The following is a 16878-nucleotide window of genomic DNA, read 5'->3' on the forward strand; positions in this document are numbered from 1 at the left end:
ACCGCCCACGGCGGCCTGATATTCCATCCAGAGCAGCTGTTTGGTCACGCCCTTGCGGCTTAACTCGGTATCGATATCAAGCCAGCTGGGTAAGGTCTTGATAGCCTTGCCGGATTTGCCGGGATAGAGCAGGCGGTCGAAGTCGACGGGGGACAGTTCCGCCGGCAATGGCCAGACCAGGTTAGCTACCGTGAATCGGCCGAGGATATCGTGCACTGTGGTACAGCCGATGCCGAGCGATGGTGCGATTCGAGCGACGCTGCTCAAATTTCATACATAACACATTGATATAGATACATATTTCTGTTATCGCGTTCTTCTTTTTACGTGCCATGCCATACCCCCGGAAGCTAAAAGTCTCCAGAGTATGGCGGAACAGAAGATGAGCGATCGGACAGAATCGGAATCAGTGATCGGGTGAAATCGGAATCAGTGATCGGACGTGACCGGAACCAGCATCATCCCGCGGATGGCGAAAATGCTGATGGAGGGGGTCTATCCCATCAGCGAATGCATCCAGGAAATCGCCCAGGCGCGCGCCGGCTCTTTCGGGCAGATCTCCATTGGTCTGGACTCTGCGGTCAGTGTTGGCCATCCGGTCACGCTGTCGGTATCGATGGTGATGATACCGATTATGCTGGTGCTGGCGGCGATTATTCCCGGCAATGAATTTCTGCCGTTTGCCGGGGCGATATGTTCCGCACCCTGCTTACCGGCCTGTTGACCTTGAGTCTGGCGTTATTAATGGTACCAACCTGGCGCCGCTGGTGACCAGCACCGCCGTCAGCACCGGCTTCTCGCTGCCCAACGGCGCCTCCAGCATCAGTAGCGTTGACTATGCCGGCGCCATGCTGCCCTGGGCGATGATTCAAGGATTTAAATTTAAAGTGGTGGGCGTTGTGGTCCTCACCGTGATAACCCTGCTGCCGGCGCTATGGAATCGGCGCAAGATTTTGCAAGAAGCCCGTGAGCTGGCGCAAGCGCAGCAGGCTGAAACCAATGTGGAGAACGCATCATGATGTTTAGCGAACGCCACGTCATCGTGGTCGACCAGCCAGTCAGCCGGGAGCAATTACTGACCCGGCTGGCGGATAGCCTGCTCGCCGATGGCCTGGTCAAAGACAGCTTTCTCGGCGGCGTACTGGCGCGCGAGCGGGAGTACCCTACCGGCATAGATATGGAAACCCATGCCATCGCCATTCCGCATACCGAATATGAGCATGTCAATAAAACCGGTTTCGCGGTCGCCATCAATCGCGCCAGCGTGGCGTTTCAGCGCACCGACGATCCCGAACAACAGGTCAAACCAGCGATCGTGGTGCTGATGGCCATCGATCCGACCTGCGAGAAAGTCGTGATTATCCAATCGCTGTTCGCCCTGCTGGCGGATGTTGATGCAGTGAACAAAATCAGCGAATACTCGCCGGCGGAGATCGCGAAAACATTCTCGCAGGCCATCACAACTCATTAGAATGGGAGACGGTAAAAGCGCAAAGGGGAAGACGGCGGTGAATAAAGCCATGTTGAGGGTTAGCCAGGTGATCGACATCGCCATGGTGAGCCGCAAAACCGTTTACAACACCATCAACAGCGGGCGGTTGAAGTATCAACTGGTGTTCCAGAACAATCGTCAGGTGCGGATGTTCCATCAGGACGATGTGCTGGAAGCCTTCCCCAAAGCCAACCGGGCCGCACTGGAAGTGCAGGCGCTACTGCAGGAGGTCGAGCGCCTGAAATTCGCCTTATCCGAACTGCAAAAAGCCGTTGAGGCCATGGATCCGCCGGTACGCACGGAAATGACCGAGGCACGTTTCACGTCAAAAACGCCGGCGAAATAGGCACCGTTCGCCGGCAAGCCCCCCTCGGTTAGGCGGTGAACCCGCCGTTCACCTCAATCACCGAGCCGGTAATGAAGCCCGCACCCGGCCCCGCCAGGAACACAATCGTCGCCATCACCTCTTCAAGGGTTGCATAGCGCGGTATCGCAAACGTTTCCAGCAACCCAGGCGGCAGCTTGCCCTGTGAATTGGCCGCCATATCGGTATCCATGACCCCCGCCTGCACCATATTGACGGTAATATTGCGCGCACCAAGATCACGCGCGGCGCCCCAGCTATAAGCAACGATGGCGGCCTTACTCGCCGCATAGTCCGTGGTCCCCGGAAAGGCGACGCGCGCGCCCAGGCCGGATCCGACCGAAATAATCCGCCCCCTTCGGATAACACTTTGACGGCGGCGCGGATGGTGGCGATAACGCCATGGGTATTGATCGCCCATTACCTATCCATCGCGGCGCTGTTGACCAGTATGTCGAGTTGACCGAATCGATCCACAACCTGTTGGATCAGTCGCACCGGCGCTGCCGGATCCCCTTGGTCCGCCTGAAACGCTGCGGCCCGAACGCCGCTTTTTTGCAGCTTAGCCACCACGGCCGCCGCCTTATCCGTAGACGCAACATAACTTGAAGGCGAGGCGCTGGGCGCGGCGCTAGCCGTTTTCTGGCAGAAAAGTCATGAAGGTGCCTCGTTTGACGATTTGACCAAGGCCACGGGCGTCGCCCGTCCCGACCTTTACGCTGCGTTTGGCAATAAGGCGTCGCTGTTTGGCAAGGCCCTTGACCTTTATCAAACAAAATATATGTGCTTCATGACGGAAGCGTTGGACGCGCCCACGTCATTGAAGGTGGTGGAGCATATGCTGCGCGGCGCCCTGGCGCTTCATACCCTTGACGCCGCACATCCGGGTTGCCTGGGCATTAACGGTGCCCTCGCCTGCTCGGATGACGCCGAACCCATTCGTCACGAACTGGTACACCGGCGCGAGTCCGCGCAAGCGTTACTTGCCCAGCGTCTTGAGCGGGCGAAGGCGGAGGGTGATTTGCCGACGTGGGTGAACCCCGCGCATTCGGCATCTTATGTTATGGCCGTTTCGCAGGGAATGGCGGTACAGGCAAAGGCCAGCGCGTCGAAGAACGCGTTGGAGGGGCTGGTTAATCACGTGCTCAGCACCTGGCCATCCTCAAAGACGGAGCATGGCGAACAACGCTGAAACGAGTGTATGCCCTCACCATCATAGTAGGCGTTAGAGGGATCATAACCGCATGTGCCGGGGCTATTAATTCCTACGCCGGCACCTACCCACGTTATCGGATCTACTGCCGGCGTCAACTTCGCTCTTGAAAGTGGGATAGCGTCGCGCTGTTTACACCTTCAGCCAACGCGTCCCGCCAGGGGGCTTGCCCTTCACGCCTGTCCCCAATGGCACGGCACGCCCAGCGGGCAGCCACTCTGCCCGAGCACGCCCACCGCCGGAATTCCGCTAAAACCGCCCTTCGCCTCGCACTCGTCACACTTTCACGCCCGTTAGGCCGTGGGAACCGTGCCCCCGTCTATCACGTATTCCGTACCGGAAATAGCCGCCGCCAGCGGTGAAGCCAGGAACGCAAGTAAGATGGGCAACCTCGGTAAGCTTCGATGGCCGTCCGAGCGGAATGCCGCCGAGGGCGTTCATGATGATGCGTTTTCCCCCTTCGTAGTCGGTCCCCGCCTGCTGCGCAAGCCGTTCGGCGAGGGCCACGGCGGCCTCGGTTTCTATCCACCCCGGTGCCACACGTACAACCCGAATACCTTGTGGCGTCACTTCTTTTGACAAACTCTTGCTGTAGGTCGATAGCGTGGCTTTGGCGGCAGCATAGCCCGTGGTCGATTCGGGTAAAGGCAGCGCACGCTGAATCGATGTAACGTGAATGATAACCCCCTTCTTTTGCGCCAACATCGCGGGCAGCAGCGCGCGATCCAGTCGTACGGCGGGCAGGAGTTGAGGTTCAATTCCCGCTGCCACTCCTCCCCACCCAGCGCTGCGAATCCCCCTGCAGGCGCTGACGAACCGCCCAGTACATGCACAATGACATCCACTCCCCCAAGGTGGCTACCGACAGCCCTGGTTACGGTGTCACAGCCTTCGGGAGTGGTCAAATCGGCGGCAACAAAAAATTCCGCTCGCCTGTCTTCCGGCTGATGGCGCGCGCTAGTGAGCACCCTGGCACCAAGTTGTTGCATTAGTTGAACCACTGCCTTACTCACGCCTTTGGTCCCTGAGGTGACCAGGACGCGCTGACCTTGTAGTTGCAGATCCCAATTCATCGGCGGCTCCCCCGGTAGAAAACTTTATTGCCCACCCGCGTAAACATGGGTGGAAGGGACACTGGGCTGCCGGAACAAAAACCAACGACTTCAGCGACCACCGTGCCCTCTTTCCCCAGCAGCGCAACATGCCGAGGATCAACGCTGTAGGGGTGGGTCTGCTGCGCCGATTGCGGCCAAGATAGAATAGCGTCGCGCCCTGGACAGGCCTGTCCCTCATCTGAAACGACAGTTGTAGCAGCACAATAGGGGGCTAAACGGGCCATTTCCGCACCGTTGCTCACCGCAAAGTAGGTCATAAGCGCTTCAGATAATGAAAGAGTCATGGTCGTCTCTAATTATTGATTGCCGTACGATCATTTTCTTCATAAGCTAACCCATTATACAAGAACGCACCTAAAAGTAAGTAACCTACCTATGAGAAAGGTCTATACACCGGCAACCGCGGCCAATGGCGTGGAACACGTGATTAAACTGTTGGAGGAGAGGTGGAAACTCATCATACTGTTCCACCTGTTTGACGGGAAAGTGCAGCGTTATTCCGACCTGGAAAAACTTATCCCCGGCATTTCACAGAAAATGCTTGCTCAGCAATTGCGGCAATTGGAGGCGGATGGCATCGTGGCGCGCAAGATTTATCCGCAAGTTCCCCCCAAGGTCGAGTACCGACTGACACCCTGGGGCCAGGCATTATGCCCGGCGTTAGACGCCATGCTTAAATGGGCAGAGCAGAAGGATGATATTTCCAACCGGCGGCGCCCGCTAGGTAAATTTCAACTGCAGTCCGCCTACGAATCGGGCCAAAACGCCAACAGCCTGAGAGCGAAACCACAGGGTAACAGCGAGGCGAGAAAACCGTCGGCTACGCCGCAGCCCCCTTGCCGCTGCGGCGAAATCACCGCCAGGCGCGTTGTAGTGTCCTTAAAATGATGAGCACAACGGTCGTCCTTGCTGCGGGATAGCAAGGGCAAAAAGAGGGACGCTCCGCTACAGGCCCACGCCGTTGGACGTCAAGTAAGCCATTTAACGGCGGTGAAATACCGAGTCTTATCGATAGTCCCCACATTTTGCCCAGAGGCTACGGCGGTTAAGGTTTAAGACCCGGCGCTGGTGAAACGGTAAACCTGTCAAGCCAGCGGCAACGCGGCACTTAATATGCTGCCGCATGCTGTGAAGCCGTACCGTTTCAATTACTCGCTGTAATGGAAAATAGCGCTAACGAAACATGCCCGAAGGGAAAACACCCCTATTGCGGCGCAATTATCCGGCCGGTTTCGATAAAGGGAGCCCCTTTTGCCCCGCATAGAATACCACGAGGGTCACGCCTTCTTTGCCGGTGTAACCGCGATGAGCGCTGTCGACCATCTCAGACACCACTTCTCCAGCCCTAAGCGTGTGTTTTTCGCCATTCGTTTTTTTTCAACGGTCAAAGCCCCTTTTAGCACATAGGCTGCATTGGGGATCGGATGTTCATGCCAGGGGAGACTGGTATTGGGCGCCACGGTAATTTTGAGAATGGAAAGTTGAGGCGTGCCTTTAGGGTATGCCTGGTATGAAACGCCATCCCAAGACTTTTCCATCTCAAGCAGTTTTTCAACGTTAATACCGCCATCCTTATTGCTTTCATGTGCCTGGATAAAAAAAGGATGATGATAAAAGTAGAGCATATACAAATAGATAAAGTTCGATTGGCTAGTCGCATGCAAGATCCTTTGTCTATTTCGGCAGGTGGGTGGTCAAAAACCATACCATCTTCATCACAACAGGGGAAGACAGGTTTGCGACCTGCCCGCCCCTCCCTATGAGTGGCAACGCCGCCTACTGGGTCTCAAAAGCAGTTTTGCTTAATTACCTAATGAAAAAATTCTGGTTAATCAATTGATTGTTATATTATCAAATATTGCGAGACACCAATTATTATTGACATTACTGAATTCAATAAATAATGTTCTAACTCCGCAATTTTTCACATCACGGAGTTTTTTTAACCACAAATGGTATCTATACAGGCGCATTTTAATTTTTTATGGCATATGCTTGGTTCATTGCACGCTAACCTAGAGGTTATCAAAAGTAAAGAGAATACCACCACATATTCTATTGAAGTTAAAATAACATCAGTTAAACCATAGAGCAAAGCAGACAATGATAATAGTGAAATTGGATTATAAAGGAATATCTTGCAGAGACCATTGTTAAAAATCAGCGTGTAATAAAAAAAACCTAAAATATAAATGCCAAATATACCGAACAAAGAGCCGGCTTGAATAATTTCATTATGCAAGTGAACATCTAGGTATCGAAGTGCATCGGAATTTTGATTTCTTTCAGAATGCAGGAAACTCACTATTTTTTCGTTTCTAGAGGACTGTGTTTCACCTAACGGTGCATTGATGAATGCCATGACGCCAACACGCCACATCGTAAATCTGGCACCTAGTGAAGTTTTGTCATTACCATGTTGATAAAGCGAGACTTCTTGCGATGTTCTATTATAACGTGCTGAAATTAGATTCCAATTAGTGTAGATTATTGATACCAAGGTCAATATGATTAATAGCAAGGGAATTGATTTTAATTTTCTATCTTTGAATACCACAGGTAAGATTAGCATGATCACGGCCAATGTATGGATGACCATTGCAGATCTCGTTTCGGTAAGGAAAACCACATATATCGACAGCAGTCCAGATGAAAAAATAAAATATTGTTTTTTAAGACTTAATCTATCACATATTGTGACAGCTATGAGTACCAGCGATAATGCGCTGTATTGATATGCGGTGCCTGTGGCTCGATTCATAGCAAAAACTATGCGATCTGATGTCTCAATATATTGCCATATACCATAAATACTTGCGATGATAAATGTGCCCGATAGTGAAAATATACAACACCGGCGTATAAGCGCACGTTGAGCACTATCGTGATTATATAACCATACAGCATACCAGCTAATTACCGCAGCCACAAACCAACGCTTACCAGGTGTGAATAGCGTTCCTTGAGCATTATAAGATATCAATTCACACAATAATGACCAGATGGTGTATAAAAGTGATATTAGTAAAAGAGGGAGTATAATCTTACAGGTTAAAAGTGAAGATAGACATTCTCTGAAGTTAATCGCTATACCTAGCAAACTCAAATAACCACATAAATAGAAAGAAATCCTACTTGTTTTTTCGTCGATAAAAGCTAACGGCAAAATAATAAAAAAAGAACAGAAAAAAAAGGTTGCGATATATCTTTTCATTGACTCTTTATTTCCTTCACCCATGGCAAAACACTCCGATTACAATATCTTACTTGCCTTCAATTTCAAATATTTTTTCTTATCACTAACTCTAACACATGGTGATAAAATGAACCTCGCCATTGATATTTTTTTGCACGTGTCGATGAGGAGTTTGATAGAGTCTTCATGCAAATACTCAGGAGGTAATTTTCTTAGTTCATTTATTGCGCTGCAATAGGCAATTGCTCCTTGTCTCTTTAGCATCTGAATCTTTATTTTTTCTAAATTCATTCGTTCAGAAATTTGCTTAAAGCTTAAACTATGCGTTAAGCTATCTTTTCTTTTTACATAATTATAAAAGCAGCTTTCGGAAAAGAAAACATCTTTGATGAAAGGCAGTATTTTAAGCAAGGTGTATTCATCTTCGTAATATTTTTTTTCCTCTATTCCGATTTTTTTTAGTAATGCCGTTTGATAAAATTTACCTGCAAAATGCCCCTGAATTTTCTTTCCTCTCAAGTATATTTTTATAAAATCCCTCTTTCGTATATATTTTGGAATGCTGTAATTTTTGATACATTTTCCCTCTATTGGTGTAGCAAGTAAGTCGAAATCTTTCATTCTTAAAAAAGAAAGTATTTGTTTTAAAAAATCCCCATAAACAGTATCATCACCGTCAAGGATGGTAAAATACTTCCCTTGACAATGATTTAATGCATATTGCCTTACTCTTCCTATGTTCTTATACTCAACGCGGAAATAGTAGATCTGTGAATATTTTATGGCGTACTCTTTCATGATTTTAGGAGAATCATCGCAAGATGAATCATCAACTAATATTATTTCATAATCATATTCATGTTTCATTGCTGCTAACGCGCTATCCAAACATTTAGATATGTACTTTTCAAGGTTATGAACTGCAACAACAATAGACAAGGAAATAGTCATTACGTTATCCCAATGTTAATTTATTTTTTTCTTTGTGTAATTTCAATGGCATGTAGCTATTTACTTACATAATTTAAAAAGTAAATCATAAATCAAAGTATATAAAACTTTAAATCTATTACTTATTTTTTATAAATTACATTATATAAATAAAAATGATTTATATTCATAATACTTCAAGATGTAGTCGTCTCTCCTGCGGAAGACCCGGTCAGAGAGGTCATTGCGCTTTCTCCGTCCGCATCTTAAAGTTAATTGCAATATTAGAAAAATCTTAATAAGGATTCGATAGTATCATAACAATGCGGATTATAGAAAACGTAGCCAAAAAGAATCTATTTTCATGGAAATTAATTTATTACGATATTAAACTGGACAACAGTAATTTTGCATTCCCCTATATCTATTGGCGGATTCAGAACTATGGAAGGCATTCACTCTGGAGCAATACACAAGCATGGATAACCTGCTTCTTTCGACATTGTTGACCTGAAATACTGACTGTGTAGTAATCATCTGCGCGAACGCGAGTTAATCATCCGCAATTTTGCTTGATAATTTTTTTTTGCAAACCACTCTGGACTGTCGAAAATAGCTTTTTCTTGGGTTTAAATGAGTCCAAAATTGTCCGCAAATTAGGCCAGAATTTTTTGCATCGCTACAAGGCGATGTGTGACGAGCACACCACGGCACGTGATGACATTGTCGCGTTAGAAGCAGAAATGACGTTCATTGCGTGCGTGGCGGAAGTCCGGGCATGGACAGCAGAGTAGAGGGCTACCTGCGGCGCAGTGGTGTCATGGCGCTACTGTGAAATCAACATTCAGCGCGGTGTGATACTGCGCGAACAGGAAGAGATATCGATGAAAAGCTGCGCTCACGGCTCCCGCCCTACGGTTGCGGCACTAAAGCCTATTGATAAAATCAGCTCCGCTGCTAACGAAAATGTCCTCAGAGCGCACGCTGGCGGCACAGGCCGCGTTGATGCAGCAACCGGAACCCTGATAAATTCCAGTATCACGCCATGCTCTTCCGTCCATTGCGCTAGCGTGAGCGATATCAGTTTCGGACCGTTATCCATCCGCTGTTTCAGAGGATTTCGCGGTTTGTTACTACCCTGTCCAGCACCCGGGCCACCCGTTGTGCCGAAATATTCAGATCGATTTCTATCGCCAGGGCTTCACGGTTAAAATTATCCACCACGTCGAATGTCCGCAAGCGTCTGCCACACATCAGCGCATCGTGCATAAAATCACCGGACCCGCTCTGATTAAGCGCTTCCGGCGTCGCCAGTGGTGCCGGATTACGCACAGGAAATCGCTGTTTTCCCTTACAATGGACGTTCAGCTTCAGCAGGCAGTAAATTCGGCGCACTCTTTTATGATTCCATGCTTGCCTCTGCCTGCGCAGTCCCCGGAACAGCTTCTTAAAACCGTATCGCGGATAACGTTCAGCCGTTTCGGTCAGGGCCTGAACCACCTGCTCATCGCGCCGGACATCAAGTTGATAAAGATAAACCGTCCGGCTCAGCGATAACGTCCTACATGCATGACGTACGCTCATCGCAAATTGCGCTTTCAGGTAGCTGACGAGCTCACACTTTATCGCTGGTTTTAAAACTCTTTTCGATGACATCTTCTAACGCCGGGTTTTCCAGACTGAGATCGGCAAGCATCTGTTTCAGGCGACGAATTTCATCCTCAAGTCTTTCATCTTTTTGATATCAGAGGCTGCCATACCGCCAAATTTCGCTTTCCAGTGTATGAGCTGGCTTCAGAGATACCGGCTTCGCGGCAGACATCTTTAGCGTGCGTCCGGCTTCGACTGACTTCAGAACGGCGATGATCTGGTGTTCGGTGAATCGGGCTTTGCGCAGGATGCTCTTCTCTGGGGATATAATCAGTATGCCGGAGGAGTTCTAAATGTGAATGGTTCGTTTAAGCAAGCGGGATACCTACACTTTTATCACAGGGTATTTTTTCAAATCTAACCTCGAAAACAGAGAGTAACATCAAAAATTCCATTGAAAAAATCGTGCTTCCCGTTGCTAACAGCTGCCAGAAAATGCCAGACACAATAACAAAAAAGCCCGCGGTTACGCGGGCTTAGAGGGGATTTAGTGCATTTACGTGCGGGCAATTGTCAGACGTTAAATCATTCCCACTCTATCGTCGCCGGCGGTTTGCCGGAGATGTCATACACCACGCGGGAAATGCCGTCGATCTCATTGATGATGCGGTTGGAAACGCGCCCCAGGAATTCGTACGGCAGATGCACCCAATGGGCGGTCATAAAGTCGATGGTTTCCACCACGCGCAGCGACACCACCCAGTCGTACTTGCGGCCGTCGCCCATCACGCCGACGGAGCGCACGGGCAAAAAGACCGTGAAGGCCTGGCTGACTTTGTTATACAGATCCGCCTTGTGCAGCTCTTCGATAAAGATCGCATCGGCGCGGCGCAGCAGATCGCAATACTCCTTTTTCACCTCACCCAGCACCCGCACGCCCAGACCCGGGCCAGGGAACGGATGGCGATAAAGCATGTCGTACGGCAGGCCCAGCTCCAGGCCTATCTTACGCACTTCGTCCTTGAACAATTCTTTCAGCGGTTCCACCAAGCCCATTTTCATCTCTTTCGGCAGGCCGCCGACATTATGGTGCGACTTGATGACGTGCGCCTTGCCGGTGGCGGAGGCGGCGGATTCGATAACATCGGGGTAAATGGTACCCTGCACCAGCCATTTTACTTCGGTGAGACTCAGCGCCTGTTCGTCAAACACCTCAACAAACACCCGGCCGATGGTTTTCCGTTTGGTTTCCGGATCGTCGATGCCGGCCAGCGCGGAGAGGAAGCGGTCTTCCGCCGACACATGGATAATGTTCAGGCCATAATGATCGCCGACCATATCCATCACCTGACTGGCTTCGTTGAGGCGCAGCAGGCCGTTATCGACGAACACGCAGGTCAATCGCTCGCCGATGGCCCGATGCAGCAGCATCGCGGTCACCGATGAATCCACGCCGCCGGATAAGCCGAGGATCACCCGATCGTCGCCGACCTGCTCGCGAATGCGCGCCACCGCATCTTCAATAATTTTGGCCGGCGTCCACAGCGGGTCGCACCGGCAAATATCGAGCACGAAGCGTTCCAGCATGCGCTGCCCCTGGCGGGTATGGGTAACTTCGGGGTGGAATTGAACACCGTAAAACCGTTTTTCTTCGTTAGCCATGATGGCGAACGGGCAAGTTTCGGTGCTGGCGACGGTGACAAAATCCACCGGAATGGCGGTGACTTTGTCGCCATGGCTCATCCAGACATCCAGCAGCGGCGTGCCGCCGATGCCGATGTCGTCCTGAATGTCGCGCACCAGAAAACTGGTGGTCAACACTTCTACCTGGGCATAGCCAAATTCGCGCTGGGAAGAGCCCTGGACTTTACCGCCGAGCTGCATCGCCATGGTTTGCATGCCGTAGCAGACACCCAGCACCGGCACGCCCGCCTGAAACACATAGTCCGGCGCGCGCGGGCTGTCCTGCTCTGTGGTGCTTTCCGGACCGCCGGAAAGGATAATACCGCGGGGATGGAATTCGCGTATTTGCGCTTCGGTTACATCCCATGCCCAAAGTTCGCAATAGACGCCAAGCTCACGTACCCGGCGGGCCACCAGCTGGGTATATTGCGATCCGAAGTCCAGAATCAGAATGCGGTGTTTATGGATATTTTCTGTCATTGATGGCGTATTCCGAGAGCGTATAGCAAAAAAGTATCATTGCCCGGCCGGGAAAGTACCGAGCAGAATGGCGTCGGGCCGCCGAGCTGGCATGGCCCGCGCCGGGGAAATTCGTTAACCCATGCGGTAGTTCGGGGATTCTTTGGTGATGGCGACGTCATGAACGTGGCTTTCCTGAATGCCGGCACCGCTGATACGGACAAATTCCGCTTTGGTACGAAGGTCGTCGATAGTAGCACAACCGGTCAGCCCCATACAGGAACGCAGCCCGCCCATTTGTTGATGGACAATTTCCTTCAGGCGACCTTTATACGCCACGCGGCCTTCGATGCCTTCCGGCACCAGTTTATCGGCGGCGTTGTCGGTCTGGAAATACCGGTCCGACGACCCCTTGGACATCGCGCCCAGCGACCCCATGCCGCGGTAGGATTTGAAAGAGCGGCCTTGGAACAGTTCGATTTCGCCGGGGGATTCTTCGGTGCCCGCCAACAGCGACCCTACCATGACACAGGCGGCGCCGGCGGCGATGGCTTTGGCGATATCGCCGGAAAAACGGATGCCGCCGTCGGCGATAACCGGGATCCCCGTACCTTCCAAGGCTTCAACCGCATCAAAAATAGCGGTGATCTGCGGCACACCGACGCCGGTGACGATGCGGGTCGTACAAATGGAGCCGGGGCCGATGCCCACTTTCACGGCGCTGACGCCCGCCTCGACCAGCGCGAGCGCACCGGCGCCGGTGGCAACGTTGCCGCCGATGATTTGCAGGTCGGGGTATTTGGCGCGCGTGTCGCGGATACGCTGTAGCACGCCTTCGGAATGGCCGTGGGAGGAATCGATAATCAGGACGTCAACGCCGGCGCTCACCAGGGCGTCGATGCGCTCTTCGTTGCTGGCGCCGGCGCCTACCGCCGCGCCGACGCGCAAGCGGCCGTGTTCATCTTTACAGGCATTGGGTTTACGTTCGGCCTTTTGGAAATCTTTTACCGTTATCATACCGAGCAGATGAAATTGCTCATCCACCACCAGCGCTTTTTCGACGCGCTTTTCGTGCATTTTGGCCAGCACCACTTCGCGGGCTTCGCCTTCTTTTACCGTCACCAGGCGTTCTTTCGGGGTCATCACGGTGGAAACCGGCTGGCTAAGATCGGTGACGAAGCGAACGTCACGACCGGTAATGATCCCTACCAATTCATTATCTTCCGTTACCACCGGATAGCCGGCGAAACCGTTGCGCGTGGTGAGTTCTTTTACCTCGGATAGCGTAGTACTGGGCGTGACACACTGAGGATTGGTCACGACGCCGCTCTCATGGCGTTTCACGCGGCCCACTTCCTCCGCCTGGCGTTCGATAGACATGTTTTTGTGGATAAAACCAATACCGCCTTCCTGCGCCAGCGCGATAGCCAGGCTGGATTCGGTTACCGTATCCATTGCCGCGGACAGCATGGGTATATTCAGGCGTATTTTCTGAGTCAATCGGGTGCCGAGATCGGCCGCGTTGGGCAGTACCATGGAGTGAGCGGGAAGGAGCAGAACGTCGTCGAATGTCAGAGCTTCTTTAGCAATACGTAACATAGCAATATCTCACCAAGGTGGATGTGAAACAGATAAAATATTGCCGTGGCATTATACAGAACGTAATCGGTTGCCTCCAGCACTATTTTCAAAAAATCCTTGCTTACCGTTTCGCAATGAGTAATATCAATCGATTAAGACTTTGCAATGGAGTTTGATCCCGCTCACATGTTTACCCCGCCCTCTTCCCTGATTTTTACCGTCAGCCGTCTCAATAAAACGGTACGAGAGCTGTTGGAAGGCGAAATGGGTCAGGTTTGGCTCACGGGAGAGATATCCAATTTTTCCCAGCCTGCGTCGGGTCACTGGTACTTCACCCTCAAAGACGACCGCGCCCAGGTGCGCTGCGCCATGTTTCGCAATACCAACCGCCGCACCACGTTTTCGCCGCGCAACGGTCAACAGGTATTGGTGCGCGCAACCCTCACGCTTTATGAGCCGCGCGGCGACTATCAGCTTATTGCCGAGAGCATGCAGCCGGCCGGCGACGGATTACTGCAACAGCAGTTTGAGCAGCTTAAACAACAATTAAGCGACGAGGGGCTGTTCAGCCAGCAGTATAAGCAACCGCTGCCCAGCACGGCCCGCCGCGTAGGGGTGATTACCTCCGCCAGCGGCGCGGCGCTGCACGATATTTTGCAGGTGTTGAAACGCCGCGATCCGTCACTGCCGGTGGTGGTTTACCCCACCGCGGTGCAGGGGCTGGAAGCGCCGGCGCAGATCGTGCGCGCCATCGAAGCCGCCAACCGGCGCGCAGAGTGCGATGTGCTGATCGTGGGTCGCGGGGGCGGTTCGCTGGAGGATCTCGCCAGCTTCAACGACGAACGGGTGGCGCGGGCGATTTTCGCCAGCCGCTTGCCGGTAGTCAGCGCGGTCGGCCATGAGACCGATGTGACCATCGCCGATTTTGTCGCCGATTTGCGCGCGCCAACGCCGTCGGCGGCGGCCGAGCTGGTAAGCCGCAACCAGGTGGAACTCTTGCGTCAACTGCAGTCTCAACGGCAGCGGCTGGAAATGGCGATGGATTATTTCCTCGCGCAGCGCCAACAACACTACGGCCGTCTTCAGCACCGCCTGCACCAGCAGCATCCTCAATTGCGGCTCGCCCGCCAGCAAACCGCACTGATGGCTCTACGCCGCCGCCTGGACGACGGCCTACAGAGGCAACTGCGCCAGGCGCTGCACCGTCACGAACATCTGCGGCAACGTCTGCAGCAGCAGGCGCCCACGGCGCGCATCAACCGTGCACAGCAGCAATTGCAGGCGCTGCGTTACCAACTGAGCCAGAGCATAAGCCGCCGCGTAAGCCGGCAAAATAATGCCTTTGGGGCGCTCTGCTCCCGACTGGAAGGCGTGAGTCCGCTGAAAACCCTGGCGCGGGGGTTCAGCGTCACCACCGATAGCCACGGCGCGGTGGTGAAACAAACCCGTCAGCTAAGCGCCGGCGATCGTCTGACGACCCGACTGAGCGATGGCTGGGTGGAGAGCCAGGTTACCCAGATCACCCGGCAGCCGGCGAAACGCCAGCGACGATCAAAGGACTGATTCAACGGCGAGCCGTGGCGCATGCCCGCACCCGCCACGGCATGCTGCACAGCGCATGACCGCAGGCTCCACCACCGCAACACCGCACGCCCGGCCACAAAGCCTAGGCCGCGGTGCGCTTCCCAGGAGCGTAAATTCCCACACGCGGCCGTGCCGCCTTTGTACCATGACACACTTTTCAATATCGGCACGCCCGTCACGGCCGACCTTGAGCGTCCCCCGCCGAACGGGTGGCAGCATTGCGGCACAGCTGGTTAAAACCCGCGCCGACGGCCAGCAGCAGGTAGGTACCGAGGAAGACCGGCCGCATGCCCAAATGGCCGCCGACCTTCGCCGCCGGTACACTATAACGAATGACGCTGGCGATACAGGGTAGCAGCCCGCCCAATGCCAGCCCCATGCAAAAGCGCTGCGCCACCAATTGCCAACCGGCGGTAACGAACGCCTGCGGGATAAGCAACACCGCCGCCACCAGCAAACAACCAATGATTACTCGCCAATGGCCCACCCTGTCCGCCAGCCGACCGAGCCTTGAGGACGATAGGATACTGCCCAGCGCCGCGGCCGCCATTACCAGGCCGGCGACAAACGTCACCTGCTGGTCGCTCACCGGCTGCGCGACATAAAGCATGATAATCGGCTCGATGGACATATTCGCCAGCATCAGCAATGTACCGGTAATCAGCATTGCCATCACCGGCAGGTTGCGCCAGGGGCTGATGGCGGGGGATGTCGCTGCGACAACCGGGCGCGAGGCGGTGCCGGGGACTTCTTTAAGCACCACCACCGTGGCCAAAAAAGCGATAAAGATGGCCCCGCCCGCTATCATAAAAGTGCCGCGGATGCCGATGAGCGGCAGCAGCGTACCGCCAATCAGCGGACCGACGAGATTACCCGCCATAATGCCGGAGGAGAGCATGCCCAATGCCCATCCCGTGCGGGCCTTGGGGGTCTGAGTGGCGACCAGGATAGTGGATCCGGAGGCGTATCCGCCCAGCAAACCGGCCAGCAGGCGCAGCGCCATGCCAAGCAACGTCATCGCCACCGCCATACCGAGGCTGGCCCGGATCAGCATCAGCTTGCGGCCGTAGCGATCCCCCAATCGTCCCCAGAGCGTCGCGGTCAGCGCAGCGGTGAAAAAGGCCGCGCCATAGGCCACTCCCGACCACTCGCTGATAGCCGCATAGGCCGGTGACACCGAGTTGCTCGACGTAAAGAGGCAGAAACGGCAATAGCAACGTCATCGCGACGATAGTGGTAAAGGAGCCAAACACACAGACGACTAAATTGCGCCGCCAATAATCATTATCATCGGGCGCTATACTACCGTTTTGCATCGTACCAATCCTTCATCAAGAGTAAGACAGGGAAACATCTCTGCGCTCGGCGCCGCAACGTGAACAGAGCCGAATGCGCGCGCCGAGCGTTATCGCGGCGATAGCGATAAATGGAAAAAGAGGAGTCGACCGCCATTAAGGGAAATACGGCGGGCAGGTCGGCGCGGGTAACGGCGCTAAACCCCTGCTTGCGGTAAAAGTGCTGGGCGGAGATAAAGTAAGCGTACGCCCAGCGCCGTATTGACAGTTATTCAGCAGGGATGGTGAGGTTCCACGGCAGGAGCTCTTTGATTTTGTTGATGGGATGATCCGCGATAATCGCCAGCACATGGCGCAGATACGCTTCCGGCTCCAC

Annotated in this window: 13 protein-coding genes and 6 pseudogenes; 7 read left to right on the forward strand and 12 right to left on the reverse strand. The window is 53.0% G+C overall.

What is annotated here, in order from left to right; translation table 11 throughout:
* Positions 1-334, reverse strand: a pseudogene (locus ACMX3H_RS12470) (IS21 family transposase); the annotation flags it as partial.
* Positions 335-442: 108 nt separating this feature from the next.
* On the opposite strand from ACMX3H_RS12470, the gene ACMX3H_RS12475 reads away from it, so the two are divergent.
* The 4 genes from ACMX3H_RS12475 to ACMX3H_RS12490 are packed head-to-tail and all read left to right on the forward strand — an operon-like array spanning position 443 to position 1838.
* Positions 443-724, forward strand: a complete 282-nt coding sequence (locus ACMX3H_RS12475; protein ID WP_415211065.1) for a PTS transporter subunit IIC — start codon at positions 443-445, stop codon at positions 722-724.
* A 43-nt stretch (positions 725-767) separates the two neighbouring features.
* Positions 768-1019, forward strand: a complete 252-nt coding sequence (locus ACMX3H_RS12480; RefSeq protein ID WP_415211066.1) for a hypothetical protein — start codon at positions 768-770, stop codon at positions 1017-1019.
* Positions 1016-1471: a PTS sugar transporter subunit IIA gene (locus ACMX3H_RS12485; RefSeq protein ID WP_415211067.1), complete on the forward strand. Its 456-nt coding sequence runs from the start codon at positions 1016-1018 to the stop codon at positions 1469-1471. The genes ACMX3H_RS12480 and ACMX3H_RS12485 overlap by 4 nt, the downstream gene beginning before the upstream one ends.
* A 37-nt stretch (positions 1472-1508) precedes the next feature.
* Positions 1509-1838, forward strand: a complete 330-nt coding sequence (locus ACMX3H_RS12490) for a DNA-binding protein (protein WP_415211068.1) — start codon at positions 1509-1511, stop codon at positions 1836-1838.
* A gap of 28 nt (positions 1839-1866) precedes the next feature.
* Here ACMX3H_RS12490 and ACMX3H_RS12495 read toward each other — a convergent pair whose 3' ends face one another.
* Together ACMX3H_RS12495 and ACMX3H_RS12500 are read right to left on the reverse strand one after the other, a co-directional pair.
* The gene (locus ACMX3H_RS12495) at positions 1867-2277 is read right to left on the reverse strand and encodes an SDR family NAD(P)-dependent oxidoreductase (RefSeq protein ID WP_415211069.1); all 411 of its coding nucleotides are present in this window, start codon (positions 2275-2277) and stop codon (positions 1867-1869) included.
* Positions 2277-2438 (reverse strand): annotated as a pseudogene (locus tag ACMX3H_RS12500) (SDR family NAD(P)-dependent oxidoreductase); the annotation flags it as partial. The pseudogene ACMX3H_RS12500 and the gene ACMX3H_RS12495, both read right to left, overlap by 1 nt.
* Positions 2439-2475: 37 nt before the next feature.
* Here ACMX3H_RS12500 and ACMX3H_RS12505 point away from each other — a divergent pair.
* Positions 2476-3048 (forward strand): TetR/AcrR family transcriptional regulator, encoded by a 573-nt coding sequence (locus tag ACMX3H_RS12505; protein ID WP_415211075.1) that lies wholly within the window; start codon positions 2476-2478, stop codon positions 3046-3048.
* A 297-nt stretch (positions 3049-3345) separates the two neighbouring features.
* On the opposite strand, the pseudogene ACMX3H_RS12510 reads toward ACMX3H_RS12505, so the two are convergent.
* Positions 3346-4142 (reverse strand): annotated as a pseudogene (locus ACMX3H_RS12510) (SDR family oxidoreductase).
* A gap of 417 nt (positions 4143-4559) precedes the next feature.
* Here ACMX3H_RS12510 and ACMX3H_RS12515 point away from each other — a divergent pair.
* A pseudogene (locus ACMX3H_RS12515) lies at positions 4560-4880 on the forward strand (winged helix-turn-helix transcriptional regulator); the annotation flags it as partial.
* A gap of 581 nt (positions 4881-5461) precedes the next feature.
* Here the strand turns inward: ACMX3H_RS12515 and ACMX3H_RS12520 are convergent.
* The 6 genes and pseudogenes from ACMX3H_RS12520 to guaB form a co-directional block, all read right to left on the reverse strand.
* A complete protein-coding gene (locus ACMX3H_RS12520; protein ID WP_415211070.1) occupies positions 5462-5848 on the reverse strand; it encodes a hypothetical protein in 387 nt (128 codons plus the stop codon).
* Positions 5849-6126: 278 nt separating this feature from the next.
* Positions 6127-7422, reverse strand: coding sequence for an O-antigen ligase family protein (locus ACMX3H_RS12525; RefSeq protein ID WP_415211071.1), 1296 nt, complete (start codon positions 7420-7422; stop codon positions 6127-6129).
* A gap of 15 nt (positions 7423-7437) precedes the next feature.
* Positions 7438-8331: a glycosyltransferase family 2 protein gene (locus ACMX3H_RS12530; protein ID WP_415211072.1), complete on the reverse strand. Its 894-nt coding sequence runs from the start codon at positions 8329-8331 to the stop codon at positions 7438-7440.
* Between the two features lie 1000 nt (positions 8332-9331).
* Positions 9332-10207, reverse strand: a pseudogene (locus ACMX3H_RS12535) (IS3 family transposase); the annotation flags it as partial.
* 278 nt (positions 10208-10485) lie between these two features.
* Positions 10486-12063, reverse strand: coding sequence for a glutamine-hydrolyzing GMP synthase (gene guaA, locus ACMX3H_RS12540; RefSeq protein WP_415211073.1), 1578 nt, complete (start codon positions 12061-12063; stop codon positions 10486-10488).
* Positions 12064-12177: 114 nt separating this feature from the next.
* Positions 12178-13641 (reverse strand): IMP dehydrogenase, encoded by a 1464-nt coding sequence (guaB, locus tag ACMX3H_RS12545; protein ID WP_415211074.1) that lies wholly within the window; start codon positions 13639-13641, stop codon positions 12178-12180.
* A gap of 168 nt (positions 13642-13809) precedes the next feature.
* Here guaB and xseA point away from each other — a divergent pair, with 168 nt between their 5' ends.
* Positions 13810-15186, forward strand: coding sequence for an exodeoxyribonuclease VII large subunit (xseA, locus tag ACMX3H_RS12550; protein ID WP_415211076.1), 1377 nt, complete (start codon positions 13810-13812; stop codon positions 15184-15186).
* 196 nt (positions 15187-15382) lie between these two features.
* On the opposite strand, the pseudogene ACMX3H_RS12555 reads toward xseA, so the two are convergent.
* Together ACMX3H_RS12555 and ACMX3H_RS12560 are read right to left on the reverse strand one after the other, a co-directional pair.
* A pseudogene (locus ACMX3H_RS12555) lies at positions 15383-16523 on the reverse strand (MFS transporter).
* 247 nt (positions 16524-16770) lie between these two features.
* Positions 16771-16878: transposase domain-containing protein (locus ACMX3H_RS12560; RefSeq protein WP_415209556.1), on the reverse strand; the 108-nt coding region annotated here is incomplete at its 5' end.

The sequence above is a fragment of the Sodalis sp. (in: enterobacteria) genome, from assembly GCF_047607725.1.
Lineage (GTDB): Bacteria > Pseudomonadota > Gammaproteobacteria > Enterobacterales > Enterobacteriaceae > JBLKSS01.

Excerpts from the sequence above, each read along its gene's own strand:
- xseA (WP_415211076.1), top strand. The coding sequence starts at position 13,810 with ATGTTTACCCCGCCCTCTTCCCTGATTTTTACCGTCAGCCGTCTCAAT.
- guaA (WP_415211073.1), bottom strand. The coding sequence starts at position 12,063 with ATGACAGAAAATATCCATAAACACCGCATTCTGATTCTGGACTTCGGA.
- ACMX3H_RS12485 (WP_415211067.1), top strand. The coding sequence starts at position 1,016 with ATGATGTTTAGCGAACGCCACGTCATCGTGGTCGACCAGCCAGTCAGC.
- ACMX3H_RS12495 (WP_415211069.1), bottom strand. The coding sequence starts at position 2,277 with ATGGGCGATCAATACCCATGGCGTTATCGCCACCATCCGCGCCGCCGT.
- ACMX3H_RS12525 (WP_415211071.1), bottom strand. The coding sequence starts at position 7,422 with ATGGGTGAAGGAAATAAAGAGTCAATGAAAAGATATATCGCAACCTTT.
- ACMX3H_RS12530 (WP_415211072.1), bottom strand. The coding sequence starts at position 8,331 with ATGACTATTTCCTTGTCTATTGTTGTTGCAGTTCATAACCTTGAAAAG.
- guaB (WP_415211074.1), bottom strand. The coding sequence starts at position 13,641 with ATGTTACGTATTGCTAAAGAAGCTCTGACATTCGACGACGTTCTGCTC.